Genomic DNA, 13,363 nt, shown 5'->3' on the forward strand with positions numbered 1-13,363 from the left:
GCGGCGATGATCGCGGCGACAGCAGTGGCCGCCGGACTGATGTCCGGTATCGGCGCGAGCCCGGCTTCGGCTGACCCGATCATCGATTCCAAAACCCTGCTCGCGAACCCTGTTTCCGAGGACGGCTCCAAGATCGTCAAGGCCGAGGTCAAGGATTCGCGCAGCCTGCGGTTGCACGTGTACTCCGCGGCCATGGACCAGAACATCATCGTCGACGTGCAGCGCCCCGCCGACGCCACCGTCCCGCGCCCCACCCTGTACCTGCTCAACGGTGCCGGTGGCGGCGAGGACACCGCGTCCTGGGTCGCCAAGACCGATGCGCTGGAGTTCCTCGGCGACAAGAACGTCAACGTCATCCAGCCGATCGGCGGCGCCTGGAGCTACTACACCGACTGGATCAAGGACGACCCGGTCGTCGGCCGCAACAAGTGGAAGACCTTCTTCACCGAGGAGTTGCCCCCGCTGATCGACGGCGCGCTGGGCACCAACGGCGTGAACGCCATCGCCGGCCTGTCCACCTCGGGCACCACCGTGCTCGCGCTGCCGATCGCCAAGCCCGGCCTGTACAAGGCGGCCGCCGCCTACAGCGGGTGCGCGCAGACCAGCGACCCGGTCGGCTCCGAGTTCGTCAAGCTCACGGTCGAGACCTGGGGCGGCGGCGACACCATGAACATGTGGGGCCCGCAGGGCTCGGAGGAGTGGGTCAAGAACGACCCGTACGTGAACGCCGAAGGCCTGCGCGGTCTGGATCTCTACGTCTCCACCGGCAACGGCCTGCCCGGTCCGTACGACACCCTCAATGGTCCGTACGCCCTGCCCGGCGCCTACGGCCTGGCCAACCAGATCATCATCGGCGGCGTCATCGAGGCGGGCACCAACTACTGCACGAACAACCTGGCCAACCGGCTCGAGGAGCTCGGTATCCCGGCGACCTTCAACTTCCGTCCCAACGGCACCCACTCGTGGGGCTATTGGAAGGACGAGCTGAAGCTGTCGTGGCCGATCCTGGCTCGCGGCCTCGGCCTGTAGGGACTTCGTGTTCGACGAAGCCGCTCCGGTACCGCCGGGGCGGTTTCCGTTTTCCGGACTGCCACTCGACGTTTGCGAATTGTGGTTAACTTAGGTTGACTGGTCCGGCGCTGCCAACCGGCGGCGCCGGAGCCGTCCACAGCCCCGGTTCGCGGAACGGAAAGTGAGTGCATGGTCGCCGATCGCAGTGAGGCCGAACGCGCCTGCGAGCCGACCACCGCACCGGCGCGGGTCGTGCGCCGCAGGCCCAAGGACCGCAAGATCCAGATCATGCGGGCCGCCGCCCGTGCGTTCAGCGCACGCGGCTACTACCCGGTCGGCGTGGACGAGATCGCGGCCGAGGTCGGCATCTCCGGTCCCGCCCTGTACCGCCACTTCGCGAACAAGTACGCCCTGCTCGTCGCCGCCGCCGAGGAAGGCGCGCGGAGCCTGCGTGACGTCGCCAAGGCCGCCGACGACCCGGCGCTGAGCCCCGAGGCCAGGCTCGACGCGCTGCTCACCGCCGTCGCCGAGCACAATATCGAAATCCGCCGCGAGGCCGGCCTCTACCGCTGGGAACGCCGCTACCTCGAGCGCGAGGACCGGGTGCGCATCCGCGCGTTCTATCGCGAACTGGAGGCGATGGTCGCCGCGCCGATCGCCGAAATGCGGCCCGACGCGAGCCCCGACGACGTCACCCTGCTCGCGGTCGGCGCGCTGAGTGCGCTGGCCAGCATCGCCGCGCACCGCACCACCCTCTCGCACGGACGGATGCTCGCCGTGCAGCGCGACATGGCCTGGGCGATCGTGCGCGCCGAGTTGCCGCCCGCACCGGCCGAGGCCGAACCGGATAGACAGAACCGCGGCCTGCCGGTGACCTCGAAACGCGAACAGCTGCTCACCGAGGCGATCCGGATCTTCGGGCGCAACGGCTACCACGAGTCGGGCATCGAGGAGATCGGCGCCGCCGTCGGCATCAACGCCTCCAGCGTCTACCGGCACTTCGACAGCAAGGCCGACCTGCTCGCCGCCGCCTTCCACCGCACCGGCGACCGCCTGGCCGTCGCGATCGGCGAGGCGCTGGCCGAGGCCGAGAGCCGCGCCGACGCCGCCCGCCGCATCGCCGACCGCTATGCCCGCCTCACCTTCGCGACCCCGGAGATCATGCCGGTCTACTACGCGGAATTCAGCAACCTCCCGCAGGCCGAACAGCACCGGCTGCGGGCCATCCAGCGCCAGAACATCCTCGAGTGGGCCAACCTGCTCGACGACGACCCGATCGAATCGCGCTTCCGCGTGCACGCCGCGATCGGCCAGATCATCGACGTCGGCAGGCTGCTGCGCTTCGACTCCCGCCCCGAACAACTCGCCCGCCTCGGCGCACTGACCGGCGCCGTCCTCCTCGGCGGCCCGGCCGACCGGAACTGAGTAGCTAGCCGCGGCCGTGGCGGAGCCGGAAGAGGGCTTTGGCCGTGTGTAGATGGCCGGGATGACGGTCGAAGGTCGATAGTCGGACCGGAGCCCGATAGCGCCGGCGCGCGATCGACATCGTGCGGCTGAATTCGCGCAGGCCCTGCTGACCGTGGCTGTGGCCCTGCCCGTACTCGCCGACGCCGCCGAACGGCAGGGCCGGGATACCGGTGAAGGCGGTCGACGAATTCACCGTCACCACACCGACTCTCAGCTGTTCGGCGATGAACTCGGCGCTGGGGATATCGCGGGTGAACACGGTGACCGCGATGCCGTTGCCCGCCGCGTTCACCCGGGTCACCGCGTCGGCGAGGTCGGCGACGCGGTTCACCACCAGCACCGGGCCGATGCCCTCGCCGGTGATCGCGATGCTCTCTTCGGGCACTTCCGCCAGCACGATCGGTTCCACATACGGATCGCGGAAGGAATCGAGGCCACCGAGGACCGCGTGCCCGCCGCGGGCGATGGCGTCGCGGACCTGCTTGCGCACCACGTCGACCTGGGTGGCATTGATCATCGGGCCGTAGGCGGCGCGATTGTCGGCGCCCGGCCGCAGTTTCGCCGCCCGGTCGGCCACCCTGGCCAGGAAATCGTCGAACACCGAATCGGCGACATAACAGCGCTGGATGCCCGAGGCGTTCTGGCCCGCGTTGGCCATCGCACCGAAGACCGCGGCCTCGGCCGCCGCGTCGAGGACGGCGTCGACGTGCACGATCATGCTGCCCTTGCCGCTGTTCTCCACCACGACCGGCGTGAGCGTCTGCGCGCACAGTGCGATCACCTCCCGCCCGCCTGCTTCCGGACCGGCGTAGGCGATCTTGTCGACCTTGGCCTTGCACAGCGCGGTCGCGGTGCGCGAGTCACCGGTGACCGCTTGCAGCACCGGCTGATCGGGCACCACCGCGGCCCAGCTTCCGGCCAGCCAGGTGCCGACGCCGGTGGTCAGCTCGTGCGGGTTGAACACCACCGCGTTGCCCGCCGCCATGGCGTAGGCGATCGAGCTCATCGGCGTGAAGACCGGGTTGTTCCAGGCGCCGAGCACACCCACGACGCCCACCGGCAGATAGCCGACGGAGGCATGCTGATTGCGGGTGAACCAGCCGGTGGCCAGGCGTTTACGGCCCAGCGTGCTCTGGGCATTGCGGGCGGCCCAGTCCAGATTCTCCACCGCCAGCATCACTTCCAGCGCGGCGTCGGCCTCGGGCTTGCCCGTCTCGTTGCGCAGCACCTCCACCAATTCGCCGGTGTGCCTGGCGATATGGCTGCGCCAGTCGAGCAGTAGCCGCTTGCGAGCGCCGAATCCCAGTTCGCCCCACCAGTTCTGGGTCGCGCGAGCCGTGCGTACCGCGCGGGTGACCTCGGACTGCCCGTGGACCGGATAGTGCGCGAGTTGTTCGCCGGTGCGCGGGTCGAACGACGTCAGCACGTCGGATCGCCCCGTCGGCACGGCGGCGCCTGCCGGTGCTGAGTCGCCCATTGTCACCTCTCACGAGATCGAACACGCCCGCGCGCGGGCCGGTGAGACGAGTGTTTCCCCAACCGTCAGCGTATGGGTGCCTGGGCGAGCCGACAAGGTCATCACACTGCCCTTCCACTGCCTCCGTGAGCAAGACCACAGCAGCCACGTCACCGGCCGGGTCGGCGCAGACCGGACCGGGAAAACCGCCGGACCGGTAACATCGCGCCGAACGGTATGGATCACTTACCGGGAAGCAAATTCCGCGTGCGCTCGTCCGCTCAGGGCGCCGCACCCGGCTGATGGTGGAGAGTTGATGCCGAGTTCGATCTCAGTGGATTCGCCCGCAAGCGGCGTCGCGTCGCGCGGCGGTGAGCCCGCGGTGCTGGTGTCCGATGTGCGCAAGTCCTTCGGCGATGTGCACGCGTTGCAGGGCATCAGTTTCCAGGCCGAAAAGGCCAGCGTGCTGGGCATCCTCGGACCCAACGGCGCCGGGAAGACCACCACGGTCAAGATCCTGTCGACGCTGCTGCGCCCCGACTCGGGCACCGCGGTCGTCGCCGGGCACAACGTGCTCACCGACAGTGCGGCCGTGCGCCGGTCGATCATGATGACCGGCCAGTACGCCGCCCTCGACGAGAACCTCTCCGGCCGGGAGAACCTAGAGCTGTTCGGCAGGCTGATGGGCCTGGCCAAATCGGCCGCCCGCAAACGCGCAGACACCTTGCTCGAGGAGTTCGACCTGGTCAGTGCGGGCAAGCGCGCCGTGCGCAACTACTCCGGCGGTATGCGCCGCCGTGTCGACATCGCCTGCGGGCTGGTCGTGCGGCCCGAGGTCGTGTTCCTCGACGAGCCGACCACCGGTCTGGACCCGCGCAGCCGTCAGGGCGTGTGGGACCTGGTCACCGCGCTCAAGAACCAGGGCATCACGGTGCTGCTGACCACGCAGTACCTCGAAGAGGCCGACGTGCTCAGCGACAACATCATCGTCATCGACCGGGGCACCGTCATCGCCGAAGGCACCGCCGACCAGCTCAAGGCGCGCACCGGCGGCAGCTTCTGCGAGATCGTCCCGCTCGACCCGAGCCAGATCCCGGCGACCGTGCAGGCCCTCGGTGACCTGGTCCCCGCCGTCGTCGCCGCCGAGGTCGACGGCGCGGACAAACTCTCCATCCCGGCCCCCGAAGGCGCCGCCACCCTGGCCGAGGCACTGCGCAGGCTCGACAACGCCGGCATCGACCTGGCCGACATCGCGCTGCGCAGGCCGTCACTCGACGACGTGTTCCTCTCGATCACCGGGCATTCGGGCGGGCACCAGTGAGCGTGCCGACCCTCCGGGCGGACGAGCTGTTCGCCACGGTCCCCGCGGCGCACCCGAGCAGCTTCGCCCAGTGGCGGGCGCTGACCGGCCGCGTCGTATGGACCATGGTCACCAAGGGCGAACTGATCGTCGCGCTGATCTTCCCGCTGGTGGTGACGCTGGGCTTCTACCTGCCGCTGCGGTACGTGATGAAGTTCCAGGGCATCGACTACGCCCAGTACGTGATGCCGATCGTCGTGCTGCAGACGATGGCGATGACGATGATGTCGAACGCGCAGCTGGCCGCGTTCGAAGCGCTCACCGGCTTGAGCACCCGGCTGCAGACGATGCCGATCGGCACCATCGTGCCGCTGGCGTCGCGGATCAGCGCGGGTCTGGTCCGCTCGGTGGTCTCGCTGGTCGCGACCATCGGCTACGGCTATCTGATCGGCTTCCGCTTCGACGCCGGGTTCGGTCAGGCCATGCTGTTCTGTGGCTTCGCGCTGCTGGTCGGGCTGGTGCTCACCTTCGGCGCCGACGCGCTGGGCAGCCTCACCAAGAACCCCGAGGCGTTGAGCCAGGCGCTCACGCTGCCGATCCTGATCTTCGGCATGCTCTCCACCGGCTTCGTGCCGGAGCAGAGTTTCCCGTCCTGGATTCGTGGGTTCGCCCGCAATCAGCCGATCTCACAGTTCTCCCAGTCGCTGAGCGATATGGCCGCGGGCGGAGCCAGCTGGGACGGCGTGTGGGTGTCGCTGGTGTGGCTCGGTGCGGTCAGCATTTTCTTCCTCCCACTGGCGGTGTGGGCGAGTGTGAGGCGATCATGACGACAGTGGATACGACCGAGCGGATCGACCAGCCGGTGGCCGCGGCCAAGACCGCGGCCGCGCTACCCGTGGTCGACGCCAAGCCGGAGACCTCGGTGTCGGTGTGGTTCGTCCACAGCCTGCTCCAGTGCAAACGACTGCTCATGGTGTGGGTGCGCGACCCGTCGACCACCATCCAGACCATCGTGTATCCCGCGGTGACCCTGCTGATGTTCCAGGTCGTGCTCGGTGACTCGATCACCGATGCCACCGGCATACCGAGCATCTACGGCCAGGCCGCGCTGCTCACCCTGATCGCCGCGATGACCGGCGCGGTGGTCAGTGCGCTCGGCTTCAAACGCGACAAGGCCAGCGGGCTGCTCAGCCGCTTCTACACGATGCCGCTGAACCGGGCGTCGCTGCTCACCGGCCGGCTGCTGGCCGAAGCGCTGCGCATCCTGACCACCACGGTCATCGTGCTGCTGGTCGCGGTGCCGCTCGGGTTCCTGTTCATGGAGGACCCGCTGACGAACATCGCGCTGATCTGCATCCCGGTGCTGTTCGGTCTCGGCTTCGCCGTCATGGTGACGGCGTTGGCGACCATCACCGAGGGCGTGATGCTGGTCAGCCTGATCGGCATCGTCAACACGTTGCTGATGTTCTTCAACTCCGGGTTCGTCCCGGTCTTCGCCTACCCGACCTGGCTGCAGTCGATCGTCGCGAATCAGCCGATGAGCTGCGCGATCGACGCGATGAAGGGTCTGTCCTACGGCGGTCCGGTCGCCGAACCGCTGCTGAAGACGGTCGCGTGGACGGTCGGCATGGTGGTGGTCTTCGCCTACCCGGCGATCGTCGGCTACAAGAAGGCGGCCGAGTCGTCGTAGGTCCGTCCGGCGTCGAACGGCACGTGGGTCAGCCCACGTGCCGTTCTGCGTCCGCGGACGCGAACGGGTAGTCGAGCCAGCGATCGCGGTTGGTCCAGCCGACGAGGTCGTAGCGCCAGCGGAACGGCCAGGTGTGGGCGACCGTGTTGAACAGGACAGCGCCGAGCGCGGTGTAGTCGTCGTGGGCCGACAGCAGCGCCCGCTGACCGCGTTCGGACTCGGTGAAGAACACCTCGAACATCGCGATCGACTGGTCGGTGGTGAGTCTGCCGAGCCCCCACAGCCCGCGCATCCGCATCCAGTACACCGCGCGCGCCCGCCACGGCCACAGCGCCGCGATCGGATCATGGCCCTGCTGTACCGCGCTGACGGCCGTGTCGATCAGGGCGAGCGAGTCGGCCACGGAGTAGCCGGTGCACGGGTGCATCATCCCGCCGCGCGACCCGAACGGGACGGCCACCGCGGTGCCCTTCTTCGGCGGCGGCTGGTCGAGGGGATAGTGCGCGGCCTCGTGCGGCTCGTCCCCGGTGAGCCGGATGCCGTGCGCCGCGAGCCTGCTCAGGGTCCGCTTGCGCAGCTCGTGCTGCGGCATCCCGCCACGCAGACCCAGGCTGGTCTCCTCGAAGATCACCGTCCCGTCGCCGAGCGGCACCGCGTACAGGAACGACGGCGGCTCGTCCGGCCCCGCACCGTTCTCCGGCCGCCAGTCCAGCAGCAGGCCCTCGCCGTCGGCGACCATCGGCGCCGCGGTCTCCGCGTCGACGAAGATCCCGTGCGCGGAGGCGGCCCTGCGCTTGCCCAGCGTCGGCAGACCCCGCGTATCGAAGACCACGCCCGCCGAGATCACCGTCCCGTCCGCGAGCTCCACCGCATGCTGCTCGACCCGCATCGCCCGATCGGCGAACACCGTCGCGTCGTCGATCGCCAGCGCCTCGTGCAACCCCGCCTTCGACAGCACGCAGTACGGCCGCTCGATCCGATGCTCGGTCTTCGTCCACACCGTCGGCGCCGCGATCCGCTGCGCGATCGCACTCGCCGGCAACCACGCGGGCAGCTCGTCCACCCAGCAGGAGAACGTCGGCGGAAACAACCGCTCCGGCCGCGGATCCACCGCGGCCACCCGCAACCCCGCCACCGCAGCGCGATGCGCCAACCCCCGCCCGGTCGGCCCCAACCCGACCACACAGATATCGAATTCCCGCGCAACGCTCACGCCCGCATTCAATCCGCTGCCCGCACCCCCGCGCAACCAACCGGAGTGTGACGTGCCCGGCGCGGCCTGCTATTCCTCCAAGGCCAGGGCCTGGCGCATTGTCAGGCGGCCCTGGGTTTGCATCAGGGAGCGGCGATAGATCTTTTCGGCGACGATCACGATGCCGTAGGTGGCCACGGCCATCAGGGCCAGGGCCAGGAAGGGTTCCCACCAGGCGGCGGTGCCTTCGGCGAGGCGGCTCGGCATGGCGACGATGGAGGTGATCGGGATGTAGGAGGCGATCACGCGGCCGGTGCCGTCGAGGAAGATGCCGGCGAACAGCACGATCATGATGAGCATCGACAGGGGAGTGGCGGTGGACTGGAGGTCTTCGCTGCGGGTGGACAGTGAACCGGCGACCGCCCACAGGCTGGCCAGCGCAAGGAATCCCACGAGGAAGAAGACGATGAACCAGCCGGCGGCCCCGGCGATCTGGCCCAGCTGAGCGCCCTTTCCGGTGGCCGCCAAGCCGGCCAGTCCGGCCCCGACGAACAGCGCCAGCTGCATGAACGCCAGCACCGTATTGCCCGCGACCTTGCCGATCAGCAACTGCCGCAGCGGCATTGCGCTGGCGAGGATCTCGACGATGCGATTCTGCTTCTCCTCCACCACACTCTGCGCGATGGACATTCCGAACAGCACCGACGCCAGGTAGAACAGGAACGCGAAAACGAACGCCACGATCTTGCTCAAACCGGGGTCGACAGCGCCCTGTGCGAGCAGCTCATAACTCACCGCCGCGCCACGGGCCAGCTCCTCGAGCGAGACCCCGGCCTCGGCGGCATTGCGCTGCAACGCGATCTGCTGTGCGGCGGCGGTGATGTAGGTGGTGGCGTCGTCGTTCTCCGAGGTCTTCCCGATGAGCTGCCAGCCGGTGGGCTGGGCGGGAACGAGGCCAACCTCGACCGCGTCGTCGCGCACCAGCTGTTCGACAGCGGCGCGGTCGGCGACGGTATGTCCGGTGAAGGTGGTGTCGGTGTCGGCGGCCGAGGCCAGGCTGTTCGCCGTCTCGACCACCACCGCGGCCTCCGGCCCCGCGATCGCGACGTCGATCTTGTCGGGCCTGCTACTGAGGAATCCGCTCACCGCCAGCGACGCGATGATCGCCACGACCGTCACCACCGTGGAGATGACGAAGTTGCGATCACGCAGCTTCACCACGATCTCCCGGGCAGCGACAATGCGCCACACGCCCTTCATGCTGCGACCTCTCGGCATGATCGGGCGCCTTCCGTGGTCACGCGAGCTACCGCCGCCAGGCGCTGACCTCTCATGCCGTCACCTCCCGGTAGATCTCGGCGACCGTGGGCCGCACCTCGGCGGACTCCTGCACCGATCCCCGCGACAGCGCCTCCTTCAACACCCCGTCGGTGTCGGCACCGTCGAATTCGAACAGCGCCCGCGCCCCGTCGATCTCGACCGCCCGCGCCCCGGGATACTCCCGCAACCACCCCGGATCACCCTCGACCACCAGCCGATACCGCGATCCGCCTGCCGACCGCAGCTCGTCGACCGATCCCTGCCCGACCACTCGTCCCGCCGCGAGAATCACCAGCCGATCGCACAATCGCTCCACCAGATCCAGCTGATGCGAGGAGAACAGCACCGGCACGCCCAGCTCGGCGTACTCGCGCAACAACTCCGCCATCGAATCCACCGCGACGGGATCGAGCCCGGAGAATGGTTCGTCCAGGATCAGGGCCGACGGCTGCGCGATCACCGCCGCCGCGATCTGCACGCGCTGCTGATTACCCAGCGACAGCGACTCGAGCTTGTCCTTGCTCCGATCGGCCAACCCGAACCGGTCGAGCAGTTCCCTGGTGCGCGCCTTGGCCTCGCTCGCCGCGATCCCACGCAACCGCGCCAGATACACGAGCTGATCGGCCACCGGCTGCTTCGGATACAACCCGCGCTCCTCGGGCATGTACCCGAACGAGCGCCGGTCCTGCGCGGTCACCGCCCGGCCGTCCCACCTGACCTCGCCGGAATGAACGGCCAAGACCCCCATGATCATTCGCATGGTGGTGGTCTTGCCCGCCCCGTTTCCGCCGACGAACCCGGTCAGCACCCCGGGCGCCACCGCGAACGACACATCGTCGACCGCCACGTTGTCGCCGAACCGGCGGACCAAGTGCGCGACTTCCAACATCGGAATCCCCCCTCCCCGTCTGTCGTCTCGCCCACAACCGTACCGGTACAGCGACTTCGGCGAGGTCAGGTCAGCGCGGCGTGACCCAGGTGGTGATGTCGGCATGGACGACCTCGATGCCGTCCTTGTCGTAGATCGACACGGGGACGACCAGATTCACGCCCTCGGTGATCGACGCGAAATCCGGGATCTCGGTCAGCCGCGCGACCGCGCGCAGACCGGTTTCCGCCTTGGCCAGGTACTGCACGTTCATGGCCTTGGGAATCCAGCGGTGGGTGGTGGGCACGGTGGCCTCGCTGAGCATGCCCATCGCTACCTCGGCGAGATTGCAGGCCGCGATCGCGTGGAAGGTGCCCAGATGGTTGTGGATGCCGAACCACTTGGGCGAGGTCACCTCGCAGATGCCGGGCTCGAGCCGCACCACCTGCGGCAGCACCGTGCCGAAGTAGGGGACCCGGGCGACCATGCCGAGCGAGAACAGCGCGTGCCCGATGCGGTTGTCGGGGAGTTTCTTCCAGCCGCGGTACGTCGGGGTTTCCTGTGTCATTCCCTTATCTTACTCAAAAGTAAGATAAGGTGTAACCCTCCGCCGACCAGGGCGAGCGTCGCGCCAGCTACCATGGTCCGGCACAGTCCAGCCGACGGTGCGGTCCAGGTAGATGCCCTGCTGGGGCGTGATCGATACCTCAGGACCCCCGATTTGAAGAGCGTCGTCGGCATGGTGCATACTGTTCGGGTTGCCTTGCACAGGATTGCCCTCTCTTCAGAGCGGGCGAGGTGGAGTGAGGCGAGCAGTAGTTTGTATCCCGCCGCTTCGGTGGTGTGGATACGTTCGGGACCACGTTCCCGGCCAGTGGTGAGTAAGTGACCAGGGCTGGAGAATGAGCGAAAGGGCGACACGCCCGACCGCGTGGACCGGAGAACCATGACAGATGAACAGCGGCGAGGACTGGGCGGTGCCCGGTGGCGTTCTGGCGTCTTTCGTGTGTTCGGGCTGTGCAAATGAGGGTGGTGCAGGAGCCAGCTCCTGTGACCACGAAGGAAAGCGGAGAAAAGGACACTTAGCGTGGCGGGACAAAAGATCCGCATCAGGCTCAAGGCCTATGACCACGAGGCGATCGACGCGTCTGCGCGCAAGATCGTGGAGACGGTGACCCGCACTGGCGCCCGTGTGGTCGGGCCTGTGCCGTTGCCCACCGAGAAGAACATCTACTGCGTCATCCGTTCGCCGCACAAGTACAAGGACTCGCGCGAACACTTCGAGATGCGCACCCACAAACGCCTCATCGACATCCTCGACCCGACGCCGAAGACGGTTGACGCGCTCATGCGCATCGACCTGCCGGCCAGCGTCGACGTCAACATTCAGTGACGGGGACTCGAGATATGACTGACAACAAGAACCGGCCCGCAGCCGGCATCCTGGGCACCAAGCTCGGCATGACCCAGGTCTTCGACGAGAAGAACCGCGTCGTCCCGGTCACCGTCATCAAGGCGGGCCCGAACGTGGTCACCCAGATTCGCACCGTGGAGCGCGACGGCTACTCGGCCGTGCAGATCGCTTTCGGCGCCATCGACCCGCGCAAGGTGAACAAGCCGACTTCCGGCCAGTTCGCCAAGGCCGGTGTCACCCCGCGCCGCCACGTCACCGAGATCCGCGTCGCGGATGCCTCCACCTTCGAGGTCGGCCAGGAGCTCTCCGCCGACGTCTTCGAAGAGGGCACCTACGTCGACGTGACCGGTATCAGCAAGGGCAAGGGCTTCGCCGGCACCATGAAGCGCCACGGCTTCAAGGGCCAGGGCGCCTCGCACGGTGCGCAGGCTGTGCACCGTCGCCCGGGTTCCATCGGTGGCTGCGCCACTCCCGGCCGCGTGTTCAAGGGCATGCGCATGTCGGGCCGTATGGGTAACGACCGCGTCACCACGCAGAACCTCTCGGTTCACAAGGTCGACGCCGAGAACGGCCTGCTCCTGGTCAAGGGTGCCATCCCTGGCCGCAAGGGCAACGTCGTGATCGTCAAGAGCGCCGTGAAGGGTGGTGCGCACGCATGACCAGCCTCGACAAGAAGGCCAACCTGACGCTGACCGTTAAGGCCGCAGGCGGCAAGACCGAAGGCACCGTCGAACTCCCCGCGGAGATCTTCGACGTGACCGCCAACGTCGCGCTGATGCACCAGGTCGTCATCGCGCAGCTGGCCGCCGCTCGCCAGGGCACCCACGCCACGAAGACTCGTGGTCAGGTCTCCGGTGGTGGCAAGAAGCCGTACCGCCAGAAGGGCACCGGCCGCGCCCGCCAGGGTTCGACCCGTGCGCCGCAGTTCGCCGGCGGTGGCACCGTCCACGGCCCGCAGCCGCGTGACTACAGCCAGCGGACCCCCAAGAAGATGAAGGCCGCCGCGCTGCGTGGCGCCCTGTCCGACCGGGCCCGCAACGAGCGCATCCACGTGATCACCGAACTGGTCTCGGGTCAGACCCCGTCGACCAAGTCCGCCAAGAACTTCCTGGCCGAGCTGTCGGACCGCAAGAAGTTCCTGGTCGTGGTCGGTCGCGAGGACGTCGCCGCGTGGAAGAGCGTGGCGAACCTGCAGAACGTGCTGCCGATCGCCCCGGATCAGCTCAACACCTACGACGTCCTCAACAGCGACGAACTGGTGTTCAGCGTCGAGGCCCTGAACGCGTTCGTTCACGGTCCCGCCGAGGCGGCCCAGGAGGAGAGCAAGTGAGCACCATCGCCGACCCCCGCGACATCCTGCTCGCACCGGTCATCTCGGAGAAGTCCTATGGGCTGATCGAGGAAGGCACCTACACCTTCCTGGTGCACCCGGATTCGAACAAGACGCAGATCAAGATCGCCGTCGAGAAGGTTTTCGGCGTCAAGGTGACCAGCGTCAACACCGCCAACCGTCAGGGCAAGCGCAAGCGGACCCGCTTCGGTTACGGCAAGCGCAAGGACACCAAGCGCGCGCTCGTGACCCTCTCGGCCGACAGCAAGCCCATCGAGATCTTCGGAGGACCGGTCGCGTAAGCGGCTGGCGATC

Annotated in this window: 14 protein-coding genes; 9 read left to right on the top strand and 5 right to left on the bottom strand. The window is 67.9% G+C overall.

Annotation, left to right across the window (positions count from 1 at the left end; translation table 11 throughout):
* The first annotated feature begins 6 nt into the window (after positions 1-6).
* Together ACFVAV_RS19295 and ACFVAV_RS19300 are read left to right on the top strand one after the other, a co-directional pair.
* A complete protein-coding gene (locus tag ACFVAV_RS19295) occupies positions 7-1,029 on the top strand; it encodes an alpha/beta hydrolase (protein ID WP_379036499.1) in 1,023 nt (340 codons plus the stop codon).
* A 171-nt stretch (positions 1,030-1,200) separates the two neighbouring features.
* Positions 1,201-2,436, top strand: coding sequence for a TetR/AcrR family transcriptional regulator (locus ACFVAV_RS19300; protein WP_379036327.1), 1,236 nt, complete (start codon positions 1,201-1,203; stop codon positions 2,434-2,436).
* Positions 2,437-2,440: 4 nt separating this feature from the next.
* Here the strand turns inward: ACFVAV_RS19300 and ACFVAV_RS19305 are convergent, their stop codons facing one another.
* Positions 2,441-3,955, bottom strand: a complete 1,515-nt coding sequence (locus ACFVAV_RS19305) for an aldehyde dehydrogenase family protein (RefSeq protein WP_379036328.1) — start codon at positions 3,953-3,955, stop codon at positions 2,441-2,443.
* A gap of 295 nt (positions 3,956-4,250) precedes the next feature.
* Between ACFVAV_RS19305 and ACFVAV_RS19310 the strand changes: the two genes are divergently transcribed.
* From ACFVAV_RS19310 to ACFVAV_RS19320, 3 genes are read left to right on the top strand one after another with little or no spacing between them, the layout of a single operon-like run.
* Positions 4,251-5,255 carry an ATP-binding cassette domain-containing protein gene (locus ACFVAV_RS19310; RefSeq protein ID WP_379036329.1) on the top strand — a complete coding sequence of 335 codons (1,005 nt, stop codon included), beginning with the start codon at positions 4,251-4,253 and terminating at the stop codon, positions 5,253-5,255.
* Positions 5,252-6,061: an ABC transporter permease gene (locus ACFVAV_RS19315; RefSeq protein WP_379036330.1), complete on the top strand. Its 810-nt coding sequence runs from the start codon at positions 5,252-5,254 to the stop codon at positions 6,059-6,061. Before ACFVAV_RS19310 ends, ACFVAV_RS19315 begins: the two co-directional genes overlap by 4 nt.
* Positions 6,058-6,924, top strand: a complete 867-nt coding sequence (locus tag ACFVAV_RS19320; protein ID WP_379036331.1) for an ABC transporter permease — start codon at positions 6,058-6,060, stop codon at positions 6,922-6,924. Before ACFVAV_RS19315 ends, ACFVAV_RS19320 begins: the two co-directional genes overlap by 4 nt.
* A gap of 28 nt (positions 6,925-6,952) precedes the next feature.
* On the opposite strand, the gene ACFVAV_RS19325 is transcribed toward ACFVAV_RS19320, so the two are convergent.
* The 4 genes from ACFVAV_RS19325 to ACFVAV_RS19340 form a co-directional block, all read right to left on the bottom strand.
* Positions 6,953-8,137 carry a lycopene cyclase family protein gene (locus ACFVAV_RS19325; RefSeq protein ID WP_379036333.1) on the bottom strand — a complete coding sequence of 395 codons (1,185 nt, stop codon included), beginning with the start codon at positions 8,135-8,137 and terminating at the stop codon, positions 6,953-6,955.
* A gap of 69 nt (positions 8,138-8,206) precedes the next feature.
* Positions 8,207-9,394, bottom strand: a complete 1,188-nt coding sequence (locus ACFVAV_RS19330) for an ABC transporter permease (protein WP_379036334.1) — start codon at positions 9,392-9,394, stop codon at positions 8,207-8,209.
* 52 nt (positions 9,395-9,446) lie between these two features.
* Positions 9,447-10,325, bottom strand: a complete 879-nt coding sequence (locus ACFVAV_RS19335) for an ABC transporter ATP-binding protein (RefSeq protein ID WP_379036335.1) — start codon at positions 10,323-10,325, stop codon at positions 9,447-9,449.
* A 70-nt stretch (positions 10,326-10,395) separates the two neighbouring features.
* Positions 10,396-10,872, bottom strand: coding sequence for a hotdog fold domain-containing protein (locus ACFVAV_RS19340; protein WP_379036336.1), 477 nt, complete (start codon positions 10,870-10,872; stop codon positions 10,396-10,398).
* Positions 10,873-11,391: 519 nt separating this feature from the next.
* Between ACFVAV_RS19340 and rpsJ the strand changes: the two genes are divergently transcribed.
* From rpsJ to rplW, 4 genes are read left to right on the top strand one after another with little or no spacing between them, the layout of a single operon-like run.
* Entirely contained in the window at positions 11,392-11,697 is a 306-nt protein-coding gene (gene rpsJ / locus ACFVAV_RS19345) for a 30S ribosomal protein S10 (RefSeq protein ID WP_040804197.1), read from the top strand.
* 14 nt (positions 11,698-11,711) lie between these two features.
* Entirely contained in the window at positions 11,712-12,377 is a 666-nt protein-coding gene (gene rplC, locus ACFVAV_RS19350) for a 50S ribosomal protein L3 (protein ID WP_019045016.1), read from the top strand.
* Complete coding sequence (gene rplD, locus ACFVAV_RS19355; RefSeq protein ID WP_379036338.1) at positions 12,374-13,048, top strand: 50S ribosomal protein L4; 675 nt, start codon at positions 12,374-12,376, stop codon at positions 13,046-13,048. Before rplC ends, rplD begins: the two co-directional genes overlap by 4 nt.
* A complete protein-coding gene (rplW, locus tag ACFVAV_RS19360; RefSeq protein ID WP_003940990.1) occupies positions 13,045-13,350 on the top strand; it encodes a 50S ribosomal protein L23 in 306 nt (101 codons plus the stop codon). Before rplD ends, rplW begins: the two co-directional genes overlap by 4 nt.
* Positions 13,351-13,363: the final 13 nt, after the last annotated feature.

Origin of the sequence: Nocardia sp. NPDC057663 (genome assembly GCF_042799895.1) — a bacterium.
GTDB lineage: Bacteria > Actinomycetota > Actinomycetes > Mycobacteriales > Mycobacteriaceae > Nocardia.